General features: G+C 34.6%; 18 protein-coding genes. 13 read left to right on the top strand and 5 right to left on the bottom strand.

From position 1 onward, the window contains the following. Positions 1 to 6 precede the first annotated feature (6 nt). A complete protein-coding gene (locus BK137_RS18160) occupies positions 7 to 1,104 on the bottom strand; it encodes an endospore germination permease (protein WP_038184783.1) in 1,098 nt (365 codons plus the stop codon). A gap of 170 nt (positions 1,105 to 1,274) precedes the next feature. Beyond that, positions 1,275 to 1,700: a YugN family protein gene (locus BK137_RS18155; protein WP_038184781.1), complete on the bottom strand. Its 426-nt coding sequence runs from the start codon at positions 1,698 to 1,700 to the stop codon at positions 1,275 to 1,277. Positions 1,701 to 1,961: 261 nt separating this feature from the next. Between BK137_RS18155 and BK137_RS18150 the strand changes: the two genes are divergently transcribed. Together BK137_RS18150 and BK137_RS18145 are read left to right on the top strand one after the other, a co-directional pair. After that, positions 1,962 to 3,488, top strand: a complete 1,527-nt coding sequence (locus BK137_RS18150; protein ID WP_038184778.1) for a DEAD/DEAH box helicase — start codon at positions 1,962 to 1,964, stop codon at positions 3,486 to 3,488. Between the two features lie 84 nt (positions 3,489 to 3,572). Beyond that, positions 3,573 to 4,352 (top strand): YqhG family protein, encoded by a 780-nt coding sequence (locus BK137_RS18145; RefSeq protein ID WP_038184774.1) that lies wholly within the window; start codon positions 3,573 to 3,575, stop codon positions 4,350 to 4,352. A 188-nt stretch (positions 4,353 to 4,540) separates the two neighbouring features. Here the strand turns inward: BK137_RS18145 and BK137_RS18140 are convergent, their stop codons facing one another. Next, positions 4,541 to 4,804, bottom strand: a complete 264-nt coding sequence (locus BK137_RS18140) for a DUF3949 domain-containing protein (protein ID WP_038184771.1) — start codon at positions 4,802 to 4,804, stop codon at positions 4,541 to 4,543. Between the two features lie 411 nt (positions 4,805 to 5,215). Here BK137_RS18140 and BK137_RS18135 point away from each other — a divergent pair, with 411 nt between their 5' ends. Next, the gene (locus BK137_RS18135; RefSeq protein WP_038184768.1) at positions 5,216 to 6,565 is read left to right on the top strand and encodes an FAD-binding oxidoreductase; all 1,350 of its coding nucleotides are present in this window, start codon (positions 5,216 to 5,218) and stop codon (positions 6,563 to 6,565) included. A gap of 135 nt (positions 6,566 to 6,700) precedes the next feature. Here the strand turns inward: BK137_RS18135 and BK137_RS18130 are convergent, their stop codons facing one another. After that, positions 6,701 to 7,033 (bottom strand): DUF3862 domain-containing protein, encoded by a 333-nt coding sequence (locus BK137_RS18130; RefSeq protein WP_143691085.1) that lies wholly within the window; start codon positions 7,031 to 7,033, stop codon positions 6,701 to 6,703. Between the two features lie 225 nt (positions 7,034 to 7,258). Here BK137_RS18130 and BK137_RS18125 point away from each other — a divergent pair, with 225 nt between their 5' ends. Then, the gene (locus tag BK137_RS18125; protein WP_038184765.1) at positions 7,259 to 8,206 is read left to right on the top strand and encodes an arginine deiminase family protein; all 948 of its coding nucleotides are present in this window, start codon (positions 7,259 to 7,261) and stop codon (positions 8,204 to 8,206) included. A 34-nt stretch (positions 8,207 to 8,240) separates the two neighbouring features. Continuing rightward, positions 8,241 to 9,566, top strand: a complete 1,326-nt coding sequence (locus tag BK137_RS18120) for an amino acid permease (RefSeq protein WP_038184762.1) — start codon at positions 8,241 to 8,243, stop codon at positions 9,564 to 9,566. 25 nt (positions 9,567 to 9,591) lie between these two features. Here BK137_RS18120 and BK137_RS18115 read toward each other — a convergent pair whose 3' ends face one another. Further along, positions 9,592 to 10,338 carry a YqcI/YcgG family protein gene (locus BK137_RS18115; RefSeq protein WP_038184759.1) on the bottom strand — a complete coding sequence of 249 codons (747 nt, stop codon included), beginning with the start codon at positions 10,336 to 10,338 and terminating at the stop codon, positions 9,592 to 9,594. Positions 10,339 to 11,104: 766 nt separating this feature from the next. Here BK137_RS18115 and BK137_RS18110 point away from each other — a divergent pair. The 8 genes from BK137_RS18110 (at position 11,105) to BK137_RS18075 (ending at position 15,837) form a co-directional block, all read left to right on the top strand. Then, positions 11,105 to 11,581 (top strand): DsrE/DsrF/DrsH-like family protein, encoded by a 477-nt coding sequence (locus tag BK137_RS18110; RefSeq protein ID WP_038184756.1) that lies wholly within the window; start codon positions 11,105 to 11,107, stop codon positions 11,579 to 11,581. A 52-nt stretch (positions 11,582 to 11,633) separates the two neighbouring features. Beyond that, a complete protein-coding gene (locus BK137_RS18105; protein ID WP_038184753.1) occupies positions 11,634 to 12,185 on the top strand; it encodes a sulfurtransferase TusA family protein in 552 nt (183 codons plus the stop codon). A gap of 18 nt (positions 12,186 to 12,203) precedes the next feature. Then, on the top strand, positions 12,204 to 12,599 hold the full coding sequence (locus tag BK137_RS18100; RefSeq protein ID WP_038184750.1) for a DsrE/DsrF/DrsH-like family protein: 396 nt from the start codon (positions 12,204 to 12,206) through the stop codon (positions 12,597 to 12,599). A gap of 96 nt (positions 12,600 to 12,695) precedes the next feature. Then, complete coding sequence (locus BK137_RS18095; RefSeq protein WP_038184749.1) at positions 12,696 to 13,823, top strand: MBL fold metallo-hydrolase; 1,128 nt, start codon at positions 12,696 to 12,698, stop codon at positions 13,821 to 13,823. A 134-nt stretch (positions 13,824 to 13,957) separates the two neighbouring features. Beyond that, positions 13,958 to 14,185 (top strand): sulfurtransferase TusA family protein, encoded by a 228-nt coding sequence (locus BK137_RS18090; protein ID WP_038184741.1) that lies wholly within the window; start codon positions 13,958 to 13,960, stop codon positions 14,183 to 14,185. 66 nt (positions 14,186 to 14,251) lie between these two features. Next, a complete protein-coding gene (locus tag BK137_RS18085) occupies positions 14,252 to 15,031 on the top strand; it encodes a sulfite exporter TauE/SafE family protein (protein WP_038184739.1) in 780 nt (259 codons plus the stop codon). Positions 15,032 to 15,334: 303 nt separating this feature from the next. Next, a complete protein-coding gene (locus tag BK137_RS18080) occupies positions 15,335 to 15,532 on the top strand; it encodes a helix-turn-helix transcriptional regulator (protein WP_038184737.1) in 198 nt (65 codons plus the stop codon). Between the two features lie 2 nt (positions 15,533 to 15,534). Further along, entirely contained in the window at positions 15,535 to 15,837 is a 303-nt protein-coding gene (locus BK137_RS18075; protein ID WP_038184735.1) for a hypothetical protein, read from the top strand. Positions 15,838 to 16,326 lie beyond the last annotated feature (489 nt).

Below are 16,326 nucleotides of genomic sequence, written 5' to 3'. Positions count from 1 at the left end.
AAGTAATTATTTTGCTTGAGCTTTTTTGGCTGCTCTTCCTGAAAAGAAAGCTACAATACCAAGAAAAAGGGAAAGTGTTAAAAAGAAGTAAAAGGTAACAGTTAATAAATAATGCCCCTTTATTTCAAGAAACATACTGTCGCTCAATAGAAATAATGATAAGGAAGCAAAGAAGAAAGCAGGAGATAGTGTTAACCAAATACGCTTTTTCTTTCCGTTCATATTGAAAATATCTACAACGACGTATAGTAATAATCCAACTCTTATAAATGCACCCGTAAGCCATTGATAAATTGAAAGAAAATCAAGATGTTCAATAAAACGACCTATTGATATGAGTCCCCACTCTTCATAAGCAGGATAGGTTTGTTTTGCAGCCTCAGTTGGTCCAAATTCAATGATTGCTCCAACGAGTGGACCAAGTGTTAATCCCATTAAAATTAGAAGCATTACTGTGAAATGATACCACCGAATTTTGCCTTTAATTTGATGTTGAAGGAATAAAACCAGCACTAACTCGATAAATCCGGATGCTGGGTACACCATTCCTTTCAAAATTGGTGGTAATCCATGTTCAAAAAAAGGACGCAATAACTCAGGTTCCTTTACTTGAATGTTCGTAAATGCTACAAAAAAACCAAAAACGACTACTCCAAAAAGTACCATAACATTAATCATAGCAATGGTTTGTAAATTCGATGTGACAAGTAAAATGCATAGAATAGTGTAAACAATCAACATTATTAACATTGGTGTTTTAGGTAGAAAAGTAGTAGTAATCCATTGCAAAGTTTCTCTCATTGTAAAAGCAGCGATAATAATAAGATAAATAGCTATAATATATAACACAATGGAAGAGCCCACTTTGCCTATCTTATTTTTTAGCCAATCTTTTATGGGTTCTTGTTTTGATTTTTTATGAATATAAACTAAGAGAAACAGCCAAGGAAATAGTGCTACTGTCGCTAATATTATAGAAGCCCATCCATCCCTCTCAGCAACTTTTAATAATGACGGAATAATGGTTACATGATTTTTTAAACCGATGACGGTCATCGACAAGAATATGACGTGTAATATACTAATTGAACCGATGTTTTTCACATTGCACCCTCTAACATCTATTGGTATCTGTTAGTTTTGCCAATAATGCAGGAGTTTATAATGTGATTTTGGGAAGTTGTAGAAGTATCTAATATTCAGGAGCTATAGAGTAAAAAATAAAACCGCTTGAATCTATATATTCAAGCGGTTTTAACAGTTTACAAATCTAATCAGGAACTTAATGGCTCTTCGAGAGAATACAATAATTTCTCTATTTTATTTTCGCTGGCTTGTACCCATCTACTTTTATCTTCGATATGACCGTCTTTATCCAAAGGCTTTTGAAATTGACTAATCCCAGCTACGGTAGCTAATGCATTTTCATCACGGTCTAAACCAATATTCACAACATGTTTAATGACATAAGGGGAACCGAATGCAATTAAAGCTTCGTAGTGGTCTAATTCTCCCTCTAATACTATAAAGGGAAGTCTTAAATAGATCGTCTCTCCAGCGTCTCGCCATAAAATGCTATCAAATTGCCCTTGGTCATACTCAAAATTTGAAGAAAAATCACAACCATATTCTTCGAAAATATCACGAATATATCCAAAATGAGTTTTTCTTCCTTCAATGGGGGATTGTAGTTTTATCATTATTATTCACTCCAGTTAAAAAAGAATATTACTATTCTTTACAAAATGAAGAATCTCATACAAAAAAGTAACAGGAGTTGAATAAAGTTGATCAATATAAATTGAAAGAATATGCGAAAAAACATGAGATTAAAACTTTTAGGTACGTGTATTTTCCTTTCTATTCACATATTAATAAACTTATACGAGTTTATTTTTAAATAAATAATCATAGGTATTTCTTTTTGGGACAACATAAGTAAGAAAAAATCTCAAGAGGTGATGATCATGATTATTGAAAGGTCGTCTAAGTGGGAAGAAGACTTCATAAACAAGCTGGAGAGTAATGGTGAATGGGATAGTTGGAAACTCTACAATATGAGTTACGACGTAGTAAAAACAAATCTTATTACTGACTTTTCTGGTCTCCAATCTCCTAAATACTTACCAAACCTAACACCCCTTACTCATCAATTAGAAGCAGCTAAAACAGTCATCGAAAGGATGAATGGAAAAGCGATTCTTGCAGACGAAGTAGGTCTTGGTAAAACGATAGAAGCAGGTCTAATACTGAAAGAATATTTAATAAGAGGGCTTGTCAAAAAAGCATTAATATTAGCTCCAGCTTCTCTTATTAATCAATGGGTCGAGGAATTAAATTATAAATTTTATATTCCTGTAATTGCGTATAAGAAAAATATTCAGTTAGATCAATACGATATAGTAGTTATGAGCATGGATACGGCAAAAAAGAGTCCTCATAGAGAGGCAATATATGCTCAGGATTATGACATGATTATTATTGATGAGGCACATAAACTAAAAAATCATAAAACGAAAATCTACGAGTTTGTCCAAAGTTTAAAGAAGAAGTTTTGTCTATTATTAACTGCTACGCCTATTCAAAACGATGTATTTGAATTGTTTTATCTCATTTCTTTATTAAAGCCTGGACATTTAGGTAATTATGAAATGTTTCAGTCCTCGTTTTCAGCAAGCAAACATAATTTAGAGCACGATGAGTATTTAAGAGAATTAGTTAATCAAGTGATGGTCAGAAATAGAAGGCAGGATACAGGGATTGAATGGACAAATCGACAAGTACAAATTATCCCAATTCAATTTACTGATGAGGAAAGAGAAGTTTACAATTTGATTTTGGATTTAAAAGATGTTTCATCTGCGTTTTCTGGCGCATTTTCAATGATTACTTTACAAAAGGAAATGTGTAGTAGCAAGGAAGCTACTTACTTAACCTTAAATAATATGCGTCAAAATTGTGGTGACCAAGAAGAGGAAGATTACGTTGAAGGAGTCATTCAAAAACTAATGGCATTGGAAGTAAACTCGAAAGCGGAGAAGACTTATGAGATTATTTCCAAGACAACTGACAAGGTTATTATTTTTACCGAATATCGAGCAAGTCAAGCTTATTTGCAGTGGTATTTAAATTCAAAAGGTATTACAAGTGTTCTTTTTAATGGGAAATTCAAGAAAAGTAAACGTGATTACATGAAGCACTTATTCAAGGAACATGCACAAGTCCTCATTGCAACGGAAGCAGGTGGGGAAGGGATAAACCTGCAATTCTGTCATCATGTCATAAACTATGATTTACCATGGAACCCGATGAAGTTAGAGCAACGAATTGGCCGTGTCCATCGTTTAGGACAAGAACATGACGTTCAAATTTATAATCTAGTGACAGATAACACTATTGAAAAAGATATACTGGACATGCTCTACGTTAAAATTGATGTCTTTGAAAAAGTAGTCGGAGAATTAGACGACATTTTATCTGCTTTATAAAAGTACAATTAAAACAAAAAGTAACGGTGGTATATGTTTTTTGCCCGAAAAAGATGCGCCAGGAGAATTCAGAGGAGGGTTTACATGTTCCCACAACAAGTTCATGGGTACTTACGGAATTTTTTTCTAGAGAACGATTGTCATATTGTAAATGAAAGTGACCATTACATCACTGTGCAATTAACGATTGATATGGATAAACGGATTATGAACCGTCCTTTTTATTGGAGATATTTAGAAAGTACGAACGGTGTACCATGTCCAGCTCAATTAACTTTAATTACAGATCAAACAAAGCTTGATGACAATATCAAAGGAGAAGTTGTGCATTTCGGTTCTCCTCGACTCAGTCAATTGTTTCAAGCAACTAAAGAGTTAGGTGCATTTGTACAAATGTTTGAGAATGTAAATCATCTTGAAACAAAAACCATTTTAACCCCATGGCTTGCTGTAAATTATAAAGTGTCATATTACAGCGATCAAACAAAAGAAATGCTGAATTCTTTTGGCTTAAATTTAATGACTGGCCAACTTTTAGATGGCTTTCAAGAATCTTTAAGTGAAGTGGATTTAGTACCAACCATGCCAGACAATGCATTTGAGCTCCCTTATATTATAAAACCAATTCGCGCATTAGAACGATTAAATGTAGCAATAGAAACTATCGTTCAACAAGATGACCATACTTGGGCTGAAGAAGCGAACAAAAGGTGGCAAAAGGCACAACAAGTATTAGAGTACTTTTATGATGGGGTTGAAGATAAGCCGGAAAGTTACGAAATGGAGAAGCAAGCACTAGAAGAACAATACGACCCTAGAATTAAAATCGAAGTAATTAATGGTGGATTGTTTTATTTGAAATGATTATGCAGCTGACTTTAAGTGCTGATAAGAGTTAAATAAGAAAAAACTTGCTTTAAAACTGCAAGTAATATAAATGAAAGTACATTACTAAGAACTTGTAGTAATGTACTTTTTTTGATTAAAGAGAGAAGGATAGGGAATTGAAAAACTAACCCATTTTATTAAGCTCTAAATTTCGAATTTAATGTTCAATTCTTTCGTTGCTTCCAATTATACAAAAGTGTAGAGAAAAGGTTTGCTCCCAAAAACAATAAATTTCCTTGTGCATTAAAAGTTAACACTTGCGTTTCGAAACTCATCTTCTCATAGTATTCATCTTTCGTTAAACCCAATTCCTTTATTTTCTTATCGGTTTCTTTTAAATGTGTAATGTACTTATATTGCATAGGCATTAAAATGAACGATAATAAAATATAAGCGGCAACAATCCATAATGTTATATTTAACCCCATTTTAAAAATCCCCCTTTCATAAATGTTTATTGAAAAAGGTCGGTTTCTCTCCACTTATACATATATATACGCATTCATTCTATTTCTGATGCACTTTATTACTAACTATCCGGTTTTCAGTTGAATTAATTTCAAATAAATTGAAGTATCGTGGTGCTATTAGGCTGTATCACTGCATTTTTGGTCATAGCACTGATAGTATTCTTACTAAGCAATAAGCAGGGCAAACTTACAGAACTAGGTTCCTAAAGAGAGTCTTACAATTTTTAGGAACCTTTAAAATGATGCTTGAAGATGAGAATTTATTGTAGCCACAGTTCATGTGGGAGCCTTTCTAAGGAAATATCTTTCTCAAAGGTTTTGCATAGTATGTTACATGTGCACTATCTTCTTTGAGAAAGGAGTTATGAGTTGGCTAATACTGAGCTCACAGGCCGAATTGTTACCCCTGATGATCCTGACTATGAACAGGCAAGAATAAATAACAACTTAAGCATTCCAAAATTCCCGAGTAAAATCGTATTCTGTCAAAAGACGGCAGACGTATTAAATGCATTGAGGTGGGTAAGAGAAAATAACGAACCATTCCGGATACGAAGTGGTCGACATAGTTATGAGAATTTTTCATTAATCAATAATGGCTTGATCATTGATGTCAGTGAAATGAATAAAATTAAGGTTGACCAGGAAGCAATGACGGCAAAAATAGCTGCCGGTGCTGATTTAGGAAAAGTATATAAAAAACTATGGAAATACGGCCTGACCATACCTGCAGGGACAGAAGGTAGTGTGGGCATCGTTGGCCTGACACTCGGTGGAGGAATAGGTATGTTATCACGCCCATTCGGACTTACTTGTGATAATCTGATTGAAATTGAAATGGTAAGAGCAGATGGACATAAAGGCGCAGAACTGATTAAAGCAAATAAAAATGAAAACAGGGATCTATTTTGGGCTTGTCGCGGGGGAGGAGGGGGTAACTTTGGTATTGTCACGTCCCTTACATTTAAACTGCATCCTATTTCAAATGTATCTCTATTCTCTGTTTCATGGAAGTGGGAGGATCTTGAAGTTGCCTTTGATGCTTGGCAAAAGTGGGCACCCCAAACGGACGAAAAATTAACTTCGCAGATTGAATTAAAATCAAAAGAAGCGGGAGAAATCATTTCTCAAGGCATATTTGTTGGTTCTACCTCCAAGTTAAAGAAATTATTAAAGCCTATTACCTCTGCCGGCTCACCAACAAATGTATGGGTAAAGGAAGTTCCATATATTGAAGCGGTCAGATTCTTTGACGTACCAAGTGGAAACCAACCAGCACTTCGTAAGAGATCAGGTTCCTTTATTAAAAAACCTTTTCCACTTAGAGCAATCAATAGGATGAAGCATTTATTAGCAAACGCTCCAAATAGAAATTCGAGCATTTGGCATCAATCTCTGGGTGGAGCAGTAGGCAAAATCGCTTCATATGATACGGCTTATTTTTATAGGAATGCGATCATTGCTCAAGAGTACCTTACTACATGGGAAAATCCAGAAGAAGAAAAGCAAAATATTAGGTGGGTAGAAGAAGTAAGAAACACATTATCTCCCTTTACAGATGGCGACTATGTAAATTTTCCAGATCTATATATTAAAAATTGGCCGATAACGTACTATGGAAATAATTTTAGACGCCTTCGAGAAGTAAAAACAAAATATGATGCATTCAATGTATTTAATTTCCCTCAAAGTATCCCTCCTTATAAGAGGTGGATATAAAAGAGAGTACACATCAATTAACCCTAAATCTAAGAAATGGCGTCGAAATAACCAATTGGGTAGAGTCGACATTTTGATCTTCCCAATTAAAAACCCCAACTCTATGAGAAGGGGTTTTTAATATATATTATTCTATTATTTTAATAAAAATTGTGCTTTCATTTGTAATTTCCCGCCTTGAAATGTAAAGTTAGCATTTGATATTCCATCTTTACCATAATACATTATCATATAAGTATAATATGGCTCTCCTTTTTGGCCAACCTCGGAAATTAATTCTCCTTTACCACCAACGATTTTCTTTACACTCTTATAAGACATGCCATTTCTAATTTTATTGAATTCTTTTTTTGTTATTGTTACTTTTGATTTCGCGTATGCTACATTTTGTCCATTAATTGAAATGGGTGTAACTACTCCGAATGTTAATACGCTTGCCACTAAAAGACCAATAATAATTTTCTTCATCTAATTACCTTTACATAAGTTATATTTTACTTATTATACATAATTATGCAATATATTAATAGTTATTAATGAAAAAACTGTGTTTTAAAATTTCATCAAATAATACGTTCTCTTTAAAAGTTTTACTTGCTTCTATACTAATAGAAGATTGCGCCAATCCATATGCATAATCCCATTCAGAGTGCTAACAATAAGGAAGATATGTACAAAAGGGAGTGGATCCACATGTTATCATTTCAACCTAATTGTTGGTCAGAGCATGAAGAGCTTGAAGTTGTTTTGCTTTGTTCACCATCTAAGTTAGAGGTACCAAAATTAAAAACTGCTGAGTATGTAGGGTGGAGCTCTTCTGTTAATCATGCAAAAGCACAACAAAATTTCATGGAGTTCAAATATACCTTAGAGAATAGAGGAATTAAGGTCATCGATTATTCAGAGGAGCTATCGCAAGATGAACGAAACTTAAGTGATCAGCTGCTTAATCGTTATTTTGTACGGGATCTTGCATGTGTGTTTGGAGATATCATTTTACCAGGAGAAGCAGGGGTATCGATGAGGCGTCCAGAGTATGTACAAGCACATTCGCTAATGGAAAAATGGTTTCCAAAAACCTTTTTATTACATGAAAATGATAATGTGAGAGCACTAGAATTTGGCGATGTTCTAATTCTTAATCGAGATGCTGTGTTAATAAATATTGGGATGCGGACAAGTAAAGAAAGTGTGGAAAAAATTAAGGGAAAGATTTTTAGTGCTGGTTTTTCTGAAATAGGAATAATTGATTTGCCTCGTAGGTCCGATACGCTTCATTTGGATATGAATTGTAATGTAGCAAACGAGGATTTACTCATAGCAAAGAGCTTCGTGTGCTATTTACCTATAAATGTTTTGACAGAGAATTCATCTCGATTTGAAATGCCAGAACAATTTTTAAAACGTCATGGATTTGAGGTGAACTGGCTAGATAAATATAACACTATTCCTGATATTAATTTTCTTAACATAGATCCAGAAACATTATTAATAAGCAAACAAGCACATAAGCAGATGATCAAAAATCATCCTAAATTGCAAAAGAAGAAAATTATTGAAATTGAGGTAACAGAGTTAGAGAAAGGTGGAGGAGGCATTCGCTGTATGACACTGCCTCTTAGACGGAAATCATTAAAATAATACACTTAGCAATAAATGTATAGGGGTGACCCTGATGGGATCAAAAATAAAGAAAGACCTTATGTCATGGTGGCAGTTATCTCTTCTTGGAGTAGGATGTACGATAGGAACAGGTTTTTTTCTTGGTTCAAGTATAGCCATTGAGAAAAGTGGACCTGCTGTATTAATTCCCTTTATTTTAGCTGCAATCGGAACTTACATCGTTTACGATGCACTATCGAAAATGTCTGTAGTGCATCTTGATAAAGGATCTTTCCAATCATATGCTAAGAAAGCTTTTGGAAGGTGGGCTGGCTTTAGTAATGGATGGGTATATTTACTTTCAGAAATGCTCATTATGGGAAGTCAACTTATGGCGTTAGGGATATTTACGCAGTTTTGGTTTACATCTTTACCTCTTTGGATCGGAACATCCATTTACGCTGTACTAGGGTTATTGGTTATTCTTACAGGCATGAAAGGGTTTGAAAAATTTCAAAACATTTTTGGATTGATGAAAATGGCAGCTATAGTCATGTTCATCATTGTTGCCGTGATCCTTTTGAGCAGAGGGATGACTAGTCAAACGGGTGACGTTAATTTGTTTTTAGATAACTATAAGAACTTCTTTTCAGAGGGCTATAGAGGGATTTGGCTTGCGCTACTCTATACATTTTATGCTTACGGTGGAATTGAAGTAATGGGCCTTTTAGCTATTGATTTAAAAGATTCCAAAGAAGCACCTAAAGCCGGAAAAATTATGATAATTGTACTGACCGTCATCTATATTTTGTCCATTGCTCTTGCTTTGACACTCATTTCTTGGGAAAAATTCAAAGTAGAAGAAAGTCCATTTATTACAGCTCTTGAAAATTTTCAGCTCCCATATGTGATGGACGTCTTCAATGGAATTCTGATAATAGCTGGTTTTTCAACGATGGTTGCCTCATTGTACGGAGTACTGACAATATTAACTTCGCTTGCAGAAGATCATGATGCACCTGCTTTCCTAGCGAAAAAAGGGAAAATGAAAATACCGTTACCTGCATTTCTTTTTTTAGCTGGTGGCTTGCTCATAACCATTATCATTGGCTTTTTGCTGCCAGAGAAGATTTTTGAATACATGATAACAGCTGCTGGTTTGATGCTCCTGTATAATTGGTTATTCATTTTAGTGACTTATACGAAGCTAATGAAAGTGTCGCTATGGGAACGAGTGAAAACAATTATTGGAATGCTGTTGATCGTTATAACAATATCAGGTACGTTAGGTGAAAAAACAAGCAGACTCGGATTATATGTGAGTCTGCTCTTCATAGTCATAATAGGAATTTGTACATTTATAATGGCGAAAAAATGGAGTAGTAAAAAGAGTGGTTGATAAAAGGTACTTATTTAGGGCGAATTCACAATTTGCCTTTTAAACTCATAAAAGGACATTTGGATTCGCTAATATCATCATTGCTTAAAAAATATTGCTTCCATTCAAGGTTGTCTTCTTTTCCATACCATTTTAGATCAGGATGAACTGAAATGCCATCATATGCAACAAGGCGTTTACGTATCAACTTTCTCATTTTGAGTCCATTATCAGTAGAGTTGTTAATTTCATCGAACACCCAACGTGGCTGAAATACTATGAGAAGAGATGGGAAATGACGACTCTTTCGTAATCTATGAGCAGGTGTGGCACAGAAAATAAAATAAGGTTCTCCATCAAAACAAAATGCCCATTTATGATGAGAGGGATCTATTGGCATATCTGTTGGCCAATCTTTTTCATCAAATATTGTCAGCTGATTTAAAATGGACCAAAATAATTTGCGATAGTCCTCCCAGTCATAGTCCTCAATAATTTCCTCTGGTGTTTCCAAGAAAATAGCTAAAGCGGTATTTTTCCCTGAATCGCGTGAACATTTTCCATACGTCCTCAAGCAGTTTGCAAGATCATTTAGAGAACTTAGTTCCCGAGGATCTCCTACAAAACTAAATCTAAGGTAATTCGATAAAAATGCATGTCTTGCTGGGAAACACGGATACGTATTGTCTTCATCTGCAATCATGGAAGAGAAGGATGTAAAAGCTGATTGTTGCCATAATGGAAGTGTTTCAAAATGTACATCTATCCAGCGTTTTTCTAAAAGACCTTTCACTTCAGAAGCCTCCTTCTATACTTAACTACTTTATTAAAGGAGGTACAAATGGGTGACTATCGGTCTGGAGCTATTTGAAAATCAGCAGATATGCTTCATAAACTTTTCTAAAATTGCTAACGGGGTTTATGGAATTATCCCTCAAGAAGATGCTTAGAAATATGTCAATACTGTAGAATAATAGTTGCACTAAGCTATACATATCAGATGTTTTAATAAATACTGCCCCGTATATTCCTAACCTAAAAATAGTATTAAGTAGCTAAGGGGATTAAATAATTTTAAGATAGTTCAATATTCCGAAATGAATAAGAACCACGGTTAATCAAGCTAAACTCTTTCAAGATATTTTAGTTGACTGTTTACCCATGGGGGTATAATATGGTGTTTGTAAGAAAGTTGTCAGCGATTTGCGAAAGTATGAGTATATGAATTTGAACTATGATACAAAGTGAGTAATCGGTTAAAACTTATTGAAGTGAAGTAGTTCAAGTGCTTGCATTTCTTCGAACGTTGGAAGAAGGAAAGAGTTATAAGTAGGTAATCGTACAGCATACGGCAGTACATTCTGGTTTCTAGTGAAAATTTGTGTAATAGTTACAGAGACAGATAATCTTCTGAAATGTATTAAAAGAGCGGATAAAGACAACTCAAAAAAATCAAGTGTTTAAGGAAGCAGTAAATGTAGTCGGGAAAAGTCACTTAGGCTTGCGACTATTTATTTTTTAAAAGAAATAATACCCCTGGTGGTATAAAGGAGTTTGGAATGGAGAAGAAAAGAACGACAATCGTATTATTTAGCGGTGATTATGACAAGGCGATGGCAGCTTATATTATTGCAAATGGGGCAGCCGCATATGATCATGAAGTAACAATCTTCCACACCTTTTGGGGAATTAATGCACTTCGTAAACAAGAAGGTGTAAAAGTGAAGAAAGGTTTCCTTGAAAAAATGTTTGGCAAAATGATGCCACGAGGTGCAGAACAACTCGGTTTATCAAAAATGCAAATGATGGGTATGGGTCCAAAAATGATTAAGCACGTTATGAACAAACATAATGCCTTAACATTGACGCAATTGATTAATATGGCACTGGAACAAGATATTAAATTAGTATCCTGTACGATGACAATGGATCTACTCGGACTTCAACAAGAGGAATTAATAGATGGAATACATTATGCAGGCGTTGCAGCGTACCTAGCAGATGCTGAAGACGGCAATGTTAACTTATTCATCTAAAATATATTTTTTTATTATAAATAATACCCCTATGGGTATGGAGGTGTAAGAGATGTTAAAAGCAGACATAAAATTAGATGCTAAAGGCCTTGCTTGCCCTATGCCAATCGTCAAAACGAAAAAAGCAATGGCTGACTTAGTAGATGGTGAAATTCTTGAGGTACAAGCAACAGATAAAGGATCAAAGGCAGATTTAGCTGCATGGGCAAGAAATATTGGACATCAGTATATTGGTACTATTGAAGAGAATGAAATCTTATATCACTATATTCGTAAATGTTCAAATGACATAAATGTGGAAAAAATATTTGAATATACCATTTCAAATGAAGAAATCACAGAGCGACCTGGAGTAATCCTAGATGTTCGTGAAGAAGTTGAATACGCATTCGGTCACATAGAAGGTGCAATATCGATTCCATTTGGAGAGCTTGATGCACGGTTAAAAGAATTAGATATGGATAATGAAATTTATGTGATTTGCCGAACAGGTAAACGTAGTAATATGGCTGCACAAAAGTTAGCAAACGCTGGATTTGATAAAGTGTACAACGTACTACCTGGGATGACAGCATGGACAGGTGAATTAACAAAAAATATATAATTTGTGGAGGGAAAATCAATGTCAAACAAAGTAGCTATTATCGCAAGTAATGGTAGTCTTTTCGATGCTTATAAAGTATTTAATATTGCAACAGCTGCAGCTGCTTCTGAGAAAGAAGTCACGATTTTTTTTACATTTGAAGGCTTAAATTTAATTCATAAACAAGCAATGCAAGCTTTATCAATGCCAGAAGGAAAAGAGTTCATGGCTGAAGGTTTTGCAAAAGCAAACGTTCCGACAATTCCTCAATTAGTGGAAATGGCACAAGAGTTAGGTGTGAAATTCATAGGGTGTCAAATGACAATGGATGTTATGGGCTTAAAAATCGTAGATTTCGTTGAGGGGATTGAAGTGGGTGGAGCTGTTACATTCTTAGAATTTGCAAAAGATGCTTCTCCAACATTAACATTTTAGATTAATGTATTAAATACTACTTGTAATCCGTGCAGTAGGAGCACTTTCTACTGCATAAAAAATCGGAAAAATAATACCTGTGGGGGTAAGTTGGATATGACAGTAAATACATGTACTGCAGCAGACGTTGCACGTAAGGTTATCGAAAAGAAGGAATTATTCATTTTAGATGTACGAAATTCAGATGCATTTGAAGATTGGAAAATTGAAGGTCAGAAATTTGAGTACTTAAATATACCTTATTTCGAGCTACTTGATGGTGTGGAAGAAATCCTTCCAAAAATTCCAACGGATAAAGATGTATTAATCGTTTGTGCAAAAGAAGGTTCATCAATTATGATCGCTGAAATGCTTTCAGACGAAGGACTTGACGTTTGTTATCTTGTAGGAGGTATGAAATCTTGGAGTATGTACTTAGAGCCAATTAAAGTAGGTGAACTTCCGAACTGCGGTGAAATATACCAATTTGTTCGTCTGGGTAAAGGATGTCTTTCATACATGGTGGTTACTGATGGAGAAGCAGCTTTAATTGATGCGGTACGTTTTACAGAAGTATTTACAAACTTTGCTCATGAAAAAGGTGTTGAAATAAAACATGTTTTTGATACACATTTACATGCTGATCATATTTCAGGTGGTCGTACCATAGCAACTGCGACTGGCGCTAAGTATTACTTACCAAAAGCGGATGCTACAGAAGTTGTTTTCGAGTATACAGAACTTGCAGACGGTTTAACAGTAAAACTAGGTAGCTCAAAAATTGATGTTGGTGCGCTATATTCACCAGGTCATACAATTGGATCAACTTCTTTAGTAGTCGACGGTCAATATTTATTTACTGGTGATATTTTATTTATCGATTCAATTGGCCGTCCTGACCTAGCTGGCCTTGCAGAGGACTGGGTAGGTGACTTACGTGAAACGCTTTATAGACGTTACCGTGATTTAGCAGAGGACCTAATCGTTCATCCTTCGCACTTTATGAACATTGATGAATTAAATGAAGATGGTACAGTCGCTAAACGCTTAGGTGATTTATTTGTAGAAAACCACGGTTTGAATATCGAAGAAGAAGATGAATTTCGTACGCTTGTAACCGAGAATTTACCACCACAGCCAAACGCATACCAAGAAATTCGACGAGTGAACATGGGTAAAATCACACCAGATAATGAGGCACAAACGGAGATGGAAATTGGACCAAACCGTTGTGCTGTAAGATGATTTTTTGAACTTAGAAATAGAAGATAGAAATGTCATGTATATGTTTGCATATTACTTACATGCAATTTTAATAAGGAAAGGTAAAGATCTTTTCCAACAAAAATAATAAAACGAATTGAAAAGGAGAAACAAAGATGAATATCATAAAAACTTTAGACGTAAAAGGGTTAGCCTGTCCAATGCCAATAGTAAAAACTAAAAAAGCAATCGATACTATTGCTTCTGGCGAAGTACTAGAAGTATTGGTAACGGATAAAGGCGCATTGAATGATTTTACAGCTTGGGCAAAATCTGGAGGTCACAATATTGTAGAACAGAAAGAAGATGCAGGTGTATTAAGCTTCTTCATAGAAAAAGCATAAAAGAATAAATGGGCGAGTACTCGAGCAATCGATGCTCGCTTTTTTAGATAGGAAGAAGGAGAAAAAATGAGTTTTTCATTAGTAATTGTCTTATTTCTCATTGGTTTTGTAGGTTCATTTATTTCTGGAATGCTTGGTATTGGTGGCGCTATTATTAAATTTCCGATGCTGTTATATATTCCAGCATTACTTAGTTTAACAAGTTTTACTTCACACGAAGTTGCGGGTATTAGTGCAGTTGAAATACTGGTGACATCTATTGCTGGTGTATGGGCGTATCGTAAAGGCGGGTATTTAAATAAATCATTGATCTTTATAATGGGCATAGCAGTATTAGCAGGTAGCTTACTTGGTAGCTTAGTGTCGAAAGAGCTATCTGCGGAAAGTATTAACGTTGTGTACGGAATGTTTGCATTACTTGCAGCAATTTTGATGTTTATTCCTCGAAAACAAATTCCTGATGTGCAAGTGCATCAAGTGCAGTTTAATAAATCTCTTGCTGCTGGCTTAGCGTTTATCGTTGGCATAGGTTCCGGTATTGTCGGAGCAGGAGGTGGTTTCATTTTAGTACCTATCATGCTTGTCATTTTAAAAATCCCGACCCGTATAACAATCGCCTCTAGTTTAGCAATTACGTTTATTTCTTCCATAGGTGGATCAATTGGGAAAATTACAACTGGACAAGTAGAATGGGGGCCAGTGTTAGTGCTGGTAACGGCAAGTTTGATTGCAGCGCCAATTGGAGCCAAGGTCGGTAAATCAATGAATACAAAATTATTACAGATGATTCTAGCAGTGCTCATTGGTGCAACTGCTATAAAAATCTGGGTGGACATATTAATGTAGAAGAAGTTGTAGATGCAGGATATGCAAATATATCCTGCATTTTAATATTGAATGTAAGAAATAGATGATAACTAAGGTGTAAGAATGGTTATTTTTATGACTTTTTATTGCTTATATCAACAATTAGAGCAAAGTCTTTTAGCTAATTTGCTGTATCCGAACAGCTTTATAGGAGAGGTAGATGGAAATACTTTGTTTGTTGGTACTTTTTAATTCTTGTATAATGTAAAGTGAACTTGACTTTCAATAAATTGTAAATTAATATAAATGTAAAGGTAACTTTACTAAGAAGATGGAGATAAAATGAAAAATAACATTAAAGCATTTCGGGTAAAACATCATTACACGCAAGATGATCTTGCGGAAAAATTAGAGGTATCTAGACAGACAATTATTTCTTTGGAGAAGGAACGATACAATCCTTCAATTACTTTAGCCTTTAAGATCTCTCGACTATTCAACTGTTCAATTGAAGATGTTTTTATTTATGAGGAGGAATAAGAATGGAAAGAATGTGGATTGGGATTGGAATGATTACTTTTATAGTGGCAACTGTATTATTATCATTCGTAGGACCCCATATGTACTTGAGAAAGAAGAAAATTGTTGATGAGCGGTTTAATCGTATCCATCATCTAGGTCGTTCATATTCATGGTTTGCGTCAACAGGGATTATTGTCATTGTATGGCTATTAGCGCTTATTGTCTTTGATTCATTACTGTCCTTTTTCTTAATTACAGCAATATTTGTAGGTCACATGGTATCCTACATCATTGGAGCAGCAGTTGCCCAAAGTCAAAATTAGTATCATTTAATTTATATTTATATTTAACTCTATTTATGGTATATTTTAACATCTCTAGTTACGTTATTTATGTTATCTAGTAGAATGTGTGGTGATAATTCTTTTAAAGAGAAGTGAAATAAATTCGTCTACTTAGTATTTACTTATTTCTAATTTTAATTATCTAAATAATCACTTTATTATAGAGGGTTCAAAGGAAATATGCTTATTCTAAAGTGCATCCAAGTGATTTAATCTACTTGGATTTTATTAAATGTATATTCTCACTCTAGTAAACGCCAAATGGCAACTAATTAATCTCTAATAAAAACTGTATTTATAATAGGGGGAAACGTCTTTTCGTTAATTATGTACTGACATTATGGATCCCCATTGTAATAGGATATGCTATTTTCGTATTATGAAAGTTAAATAAAATAATTTTAAGAGCTGTCCTATGTAAATCCATAGGGCGGCTTTTTTCTATTCATTTACTTTTCAAAAGTTAAA

The sequence above is a fragment of the Viridibacillus arenosi genome (genome assembly GCF_001955655.1).
Taxonomy (GTDB): Bacteria; Bacillota; Bacilli; order Bacillales_A; family Planococcaceae; genus Viridibacillus; species Viridibacillus arenosi.
Note: the sequence above shows the minus strand (reverse complement) of the source record. Positions and strands in the feature narration are given on the sequence as shown.